This is a genomic window from Xenorhabdus stockiae (genome assembly GCF_002632825.1).
GTDB lineage: Bacteria > Pseudomonadota > Gammaproteobacteria > Enterobacterales > Enterobacteriaceae > Xenorhabdus > Xenorhabdus stockiae.
The window spans coordinates 5995-11417 of the sequence record NZ_NJAJ01000061.1; the positions used below are offsets into that span (position 1 = coordinate 5995).

Sequence of the window (5423 nt, forward strand, 5' to 3'; positions counted from 1 at the left end):
CAATCCTGACGGAGGATTGACCGAAATAAAACTGCCGACTGGCGAATCCTTTTATTACGGTTATGACGAACACGGACAACTGACTGAAAGTGTCCTGCCAACGGGAGATCGCTGGCAATTTCACTATGATGAGCAAGGTAATCTGACCGCACTGACTAATCCGCTGGGACATAAAGAAGAATACCAATACGGTCTCCACGGTGAATTACGCCAGCGTCTGCTGCCGGATGGACGCCAGTGGCATTACGCCTACGACGAACAACAGCGGCTGGCCGCAGTGATGACGCCGGACGGTCAAACCACCGGTCTGCAACTGGATGAATTGGGACGCCTGCGCCAAATCACCGATGCCCTCAAACAACAAACTCACTACCGTTACAGCAACGATCATGCCAGTCTGAACGGCAGCCTGACCGAAGTGGAACTGCCGGACGGTACTACTCAGCAACTCACTTATGACAGTGAACGGCGTGTGGTAGCGGTGACTGACGGCGAAGGCCGTACCACGCGCTACACTTACGGCGCGTTTGACCAGCTCAATCAAGTGACCCGACCCGATGACACAGTATTACGCTTTGGTTATGACCGCCTAACCCGGTTGAATTCTGTCACCGCCTCCACCGGGGAAACCTATCGCTATGAACGGGATGTCGCCGGGCAGATTATCCGGGAAACCGATTTTACCGGACTCACCCTCGTTTATCAGTACGATAAACTGGGGCGCCGCATTCAGACGCAATATCCGGATGGTCAACAACTGCGTTGGTATTACTCTGCTGCGGGTTCATTAATAAAACAGGAAAGCTGGCAACCAGAAGATGGCAAGTTAGTGCTTAAAGCCACCACGACTTATGAATACAACAAACGGTATCAATTGGTGAAAGCCACTAATGCCGATGCTGTCGTCGAGTATGAGTATGACAAAACCACTGGCCTGCCAATTTGCGAACGCATCAACGGACGGGAAATTACCCGTAAGTGGGATAGCCTGACCGGGCGTCCGGTCAGCGAAAGTGTGGATGGCAATACCCTGCATTTCAGTTATAACCTGTCGGGAAGTCTGAATCACTTTCAGCTTAACCAGCATGCACCACTGACCTTCCAGCATGATGCACTGGGGCGGGAAACCGTGCGCGAAAGTGCCAACGGGTTTATCCTTGCCAGTCGCTACACCGCAACTGGCCTGCTGGCACATCAATCGGCAGGACAGGCCACGCAATTTTTCCGGGAAACGCTGGCACAAAACGATCCACACTTCCCGCCACAAGCGACCGCGGTCAACCGGAGCTGGCAATACGACCGTACCCATAACGTCCGTGTGATTGACGACAGCCGCTGGGGGCAAACCCGCTATCGTTACAATAGTAACGACCAAATACTGCATACCTTTTTCGAGGGAGCCCGCCCGCATGAAGAACAATTCAACTATGATGCCAACGGCAATCTGAGCCAGCATTTGCCGACTGATGCTCGGGGGGCTGTGGCACAAATCAACCAACGCCAGAAAGCCGGGCGTGTTGTACAGCAAGGAAATATCCGTTATCGCTATGATGACAATGGGCGTTTGGTGGAAAAAACCGAGCAGCGCGATGGCTTCCGTCCACAAATCTGGCGCTATCGCTGGGATACGCAAAACCAGCTTACCCACTGCGAAACCCCGGACGGTTCACGCTGGCATTATCGCTATGATGTGTTTGGCCGAAGAATTCGCAAGCTGAAAGTACATGATGGTAAATTGACTGCCGCCAATTTACAGTTATGGCTGGCCGGTAAACCGGACTTAGCGCCGAGAGCCGATACCATCATGGGGCAAGATTACCTGTGGAGCGGTGATCAACTTATTGAAGAAACACCGATTTACTCTGATGGTACTCCAGCAGAAGGTCAGCGTATTCGCTGGTTATATGAACCCGGTTCATTAACGCCATCAGCACGCTTTGAAAAATGCAAGCTACACTATATTGTCAATGACCATCAAGGTACGCCGCGCGAGATGCTCAATGAGGAAGGCCAGCTTATATGGGCACAGCGGCTAAGAACATGGGGGCAAGTAGATCGTTTTCAGGTAATAGCTTCCAATAATGCAGATTATCATGTTAACTGTAACCTGCGGTTTATGGGCCAGTTTGAGGATGAGGAGTCAGGGCTTTACTACAACCGATTCAGATATTATTCGCCGGATACGGGGCAGTATATTTCACCCGACCCCATCGGGCTGCTGGGCGGCGTGAATCCGTATTCCTATGTTCATAATCCGGTTAACTTCATTGATCCATTTGGTTTAGCAGGAAAAAACTGCCAGGAAAAAGATCTCAAACTATCTTCACCAAATCCAGTACCTAAAAGCGTCAGAGAAGAATATGAAAAAATAATCACAGGAAAAGGCACTCCAAGGGTAGATAGGGATACTGGAATTCAAAAAACCCTAGAAGATAGAAAAGGAAAAACAAATAAATTCTGGATCGGAGCTAAAGAATGGCAAGTTGTCCATACAGGAAAAGGGGTTGATCCACACCACCGCATCCTAGAACAAACATTACCGAATGGCCAAAAAATATATGGATATGCATTACGCCATGATTACGAAAAAGTCTATAAATTCCCGAGCCCTTGGTATCCCGATGGCGGTAAATATCCAGGTCATGGTTCAAAAATATGATAAATACCACATGTTAACTCAACAAAAAGATACTCCTATGATTTTTAGTAAATATTACATATATGTCAACGATAAAAAATTTGCCATTGCTGACAATATCGATTTATTTCATTTGAATACTTATGATTACAATGAGTTCAAATTGATTTTATTGAAATCAAGAGAAATCGAGATACATAATAGTATTAAAGTAAAACAAGGTGATACCGTTACCATATCTTACTATATCAATGATTCGTGTGTTTATGAGTTTGATGGGTATACAATAGACAAAGAAAATATTCTAACAACTTGCCAAGAATTTTCATTAGTAATAAAAACTGCTGATGATCCGTCTATTACCATTACTGCTATCTTAAAAGAATGGACTAAAGGCAATGATTTTCTCTACTGGAAAAATAACAAATGCATAGAAGCAAAAGATTTATGGTTGACCGCATGTTTATACTGGCAGCAAATTTTTCCTCCAAAACAAGGTAACATGCTTAATGCTTCACTAAGCTTAGAGGGAGTCAATAGTTATCTTGATTTTTTTTGTATGCTCGGAGAAGCATTTTGGGGAAAAAGAGGATATATAGGTAGAGATTTTTACGGGTTTGATGATTTATTGGGTGATCTTAGCTATGAAAAATCAGAAATTAATATTTATATTGAAAATATGAATAAATTAAAAATTTTTTTAGAAAGAATTAGCCCTCCTGATTGTAATTACTATGATACCTTCATGGAAATTTTAGCAAATAGAAAATGTAATATTAGCAAAAAATAATTCCATAATTAATTCTAAAGCCGGATAGATCCTTATGATCTTCCGGCCTTGTTTATTCTTATCTTGATGAATATTTAATAATTTATAACATGGTTTACATTATAATTAAAATATAGGTAATAGAATGAAAAGTAATACACAAGTAGTTGATTTATTGATATCACATAGCCAAATTCAGGTTCGCTCAAGACCATTTCATGAAATACTATGTCAATGGGGAAATGAAAATATCAAACAAGGAGCTATTCTCCACAAAGATTATGTTGTATTCGATCCTTTACCAGATGACGCTTTTGGCGCGAATATACACTTAACTTTGGAAGGGAATTTTAATATGGACCCTCTAGTTCAGCGGTGTATGGTTGTTCCTTTTTATGTCACAGATAAAAATAAACTGGAGATAGCGTCAGCGACTGAAAAATTTAAGATTGATTTAGACCTTAAAGAAACGCTTTATAGCTTATACTATGAAGTATGTGAAGGTGATGAATTTTTTATAAATTAACTTTTGTCCCATCTGAAATTAAGGTTGATGCTAAATATATGTTAGATGACCCGTGGGGAGGAGAAAAAAACAAACCTCTTCAAGAAGGAAAAGTCTAAGTAATATCACATTAATTTTAAAATTGACAAACTTATTTAGCATAGGTTACAAGTCGTGTTAAAAGTAGTTTCTGTTTTTTTACTTTATCACGACTTGGTTTATTATTAGACAATTGATTACTCTTAAAAATAACACTCCGTATTTATATATTTAATTTTAACAAATTATATAATATTACATGGATAATTCACAGTTTTTAGTGTGAAAAAGAGAATTGATTAAGTCCCAGTGAAATGCAGTTTCAAACCCAGTGCTTTTGATATTTTATATACGGTATTAAACGATGGATTACCTTCACCGGATAACGCCTTATATATCCCCTCTCGGCTTATTCCTGATTCTTTAGAAATTTGGCTGATATTTTTTATTCTGGCAATGTTGCCTAACGCCTTAAATAAATATTTTGTATCGTTTTCTTCGATTGCGGCATTTAAGTATGCCTGAATATCTTCTTCTGTTTCTAAAAACTCCACAACATCGAATTTTTTTGGTTCTGTTTTCATTTTAAAATCCCCATTCTTTCGCAAGTTGTTTGGCTTTCTTTATATCTGCCTGCTGGCTTCTTTTATCTCCGCCAGAGAGCAATAATATGATTTTATTATTTTTATTAGTAAAATAAACTCGATAACCTTGCCCGTAATGTATTCTGAGTTCCGAAACTCCACCTCCCACAGGTTCAACATCACCAAAATTGCCCTCTTCCATTCTTTCAACTCTGATTAAGATCTTGGCTTTGGCTATCCTGTCTTTTAAGGATTTTAACCATTTTTCAAAATATTGAGTCCTTTCAATGGTTATCATGCTCACCTCTAAAGCGAATATCATTATTGTATATAAACAATACGATGTGTCAACCATAGTTAACACATCAATACAATCAGCAAATTAAAATGTCTTACACGATTCAGGCAGGTCAGACTCTGTCATCAACATAATTTTGCCGTAACCGAAAGCAACTTGAACAGGTTTATCCAACAAACCGGTTTCCGTTAACCAATCGCCCGCCAGATACAGTTCGCCACTATCACGCACCCAATCAATGCCCTGCTTCGGATCATTTTCCACAGCGCGGAACAGGGCTGCTGGATCATCGTCAGGCTTCGCCAATGTCAACATCAGCCCGTTGTGATATTGCTGGATATGAAACAAAGTATTGGGCGTAAATCCCATCTGCTGCATATCATCACCACTTAATACACATTCCGGTTTTTCAGCGTTTTCAGTAGAAAATCTGGTCATGCTCCCAATGATTAGATCTTGTGATAAACTCCCTACTTTTTATTCTGGGTGAAATATGGCTAAAGTGGATGTGATTTGTCGTTACTGTCATAAAACAAACGAGGTTAAAGGGCATGGAAAAGGACGTACTGGACATCCTCGCTATCACTGCT

The 5423-nt window shown here is 41.3% G+C and carries 7 protein-coding genes; 4 read left to right on the top strand and 3 right to left on the bottom strand.

Annotation, left to right across the window (positions count from 1 at the left end; translation table 11 throughout):
• From Xsto_RS19115 to comJ, 3 genes are all read left to right on the top strand, one after another.
• Positions 1 to 2659, top strand: a 2659-nt coding sequence (locus tag Xsto_RS19115; protein ID WP_244590457.1) for an RHS repeat-associated core domain-containing protein, incomplete at its 5' end; no start/stop codon positions are given.
• Positions 2622 to 3428 (top strand): barstar family protein, encoded by an 807-nt coding sequence (locus Xsto_RS19120; protein ID WP_099126103.1) that lies wholly within the window; start codon positions 2622 to 2624, stop codon positions 3426 to 3428. The genes Xsto_RS19115 and Xsto_RS19120, both read left to right, overlap by 38 nt.
• 124 nt (positions 3429 to 3552) lie before the next feature.
• A complete protein-coding gene (gene comJ / locus Xsto_RS19125) occupies positions 3553 to 3933 on the top strand; it encodes a competence protein ComJ (protein ID WP_244590458.1) in 381 nt (126 codons plus the stop codon).
• A gap of 317 nt (positions 3934 to 4250) precedes the next feature.
• Here the strand turns inward: comJ and Xsto_RS19130 are convergent, their stop codons facing one another.
• The 3 genes from Xsto_RS19130 to Xsto_RS19140 form a co-directional block, all read right to left on the bottom strand.
• Positions 4251 to 4535, bottom strand: coding sequence for an addiction module antidote protein (locus tag Xsto_RS19130; RefSeq protein WP_099126104.1), 285 nt, complete (start codon positions 4533 to 4535; stop codon positions 4251 to 4253).
• Between the two features lies 1 nt (position 4536).
• Complete coding sequence (locus Xsto_RS19135; RefSeq protein WP_099126105.1) at positions 4537 to 4833, bottom strand: type II toxin-antitoxin system RelE/ParE family toxin; 297 nt, start codon at positions 4831 to 4833, stop codon at positions 4537 to 4539.
• Between the two features lie 84 nt (positions 4834 to 4917).
• On the bottom strand, positions 4918 to 5271 hold the full coding sequence (locus Xsto_RS19140) for a SymE family type I addiction module toxin (RefSeq protein WP_099126106.1): 354 nt from the start codon (positions 5269 to 5271) through the stop codon (positions 4918 to 4920).
• Positions 5272 to 5326: 55 nt separating this feature from the next.
• Here Xsto_RS19140 and Xsto_RS21260 point away from each other — a divergent pair.
• Positions 5327 to 5423: IS1 family transposase (locus Xsto_RS21260; RefSeq protein ID WP_339955557.1), on the top strand; the 97-nt coding region annotated here is incomplete at its 3' end.

What these genes read in the sequence shown, in the direction of transcription:
- Xsto_RS19120 (WP_099126103.1), top strand. Translation starts at nt 2,622, where the DNA reads ATGGCGGTAAATATCCAGGTCATGGTTCAAAAATATGATAAATACCAC.
- comJ (WP_244590458.1), top strand. Translation starts at nt 3,553, where the DNA reads ATGAAAAGTAATACACAAGTAGTTGATTTATTGATATCACATAGCCAA.
- Xsto_RS19130 (WP_099126104.1), bottom strand. Translation starts at nt 4,535, where the DNA reads ATGAAAACAGAACCAAAAAAATTCGATGTTGTGGAGTTTTTAGAAACA.
- Xsto_RS19135 (WP_099126105.1), bottom strand. Translation starts at nt 4,833, where the DNA reads ATGATAACCATTGAAAGGACTCAATATTTTGAAAAATGGTTAAAATCC.
- Xsto_RS19140 (WP_099126106.1), bottom strand. Translation starts at nt 5,271, where the DNA reads ATGACCAGATTTTCTACTGAAAACGCTGAAAAACCGGAATGTGTATTA.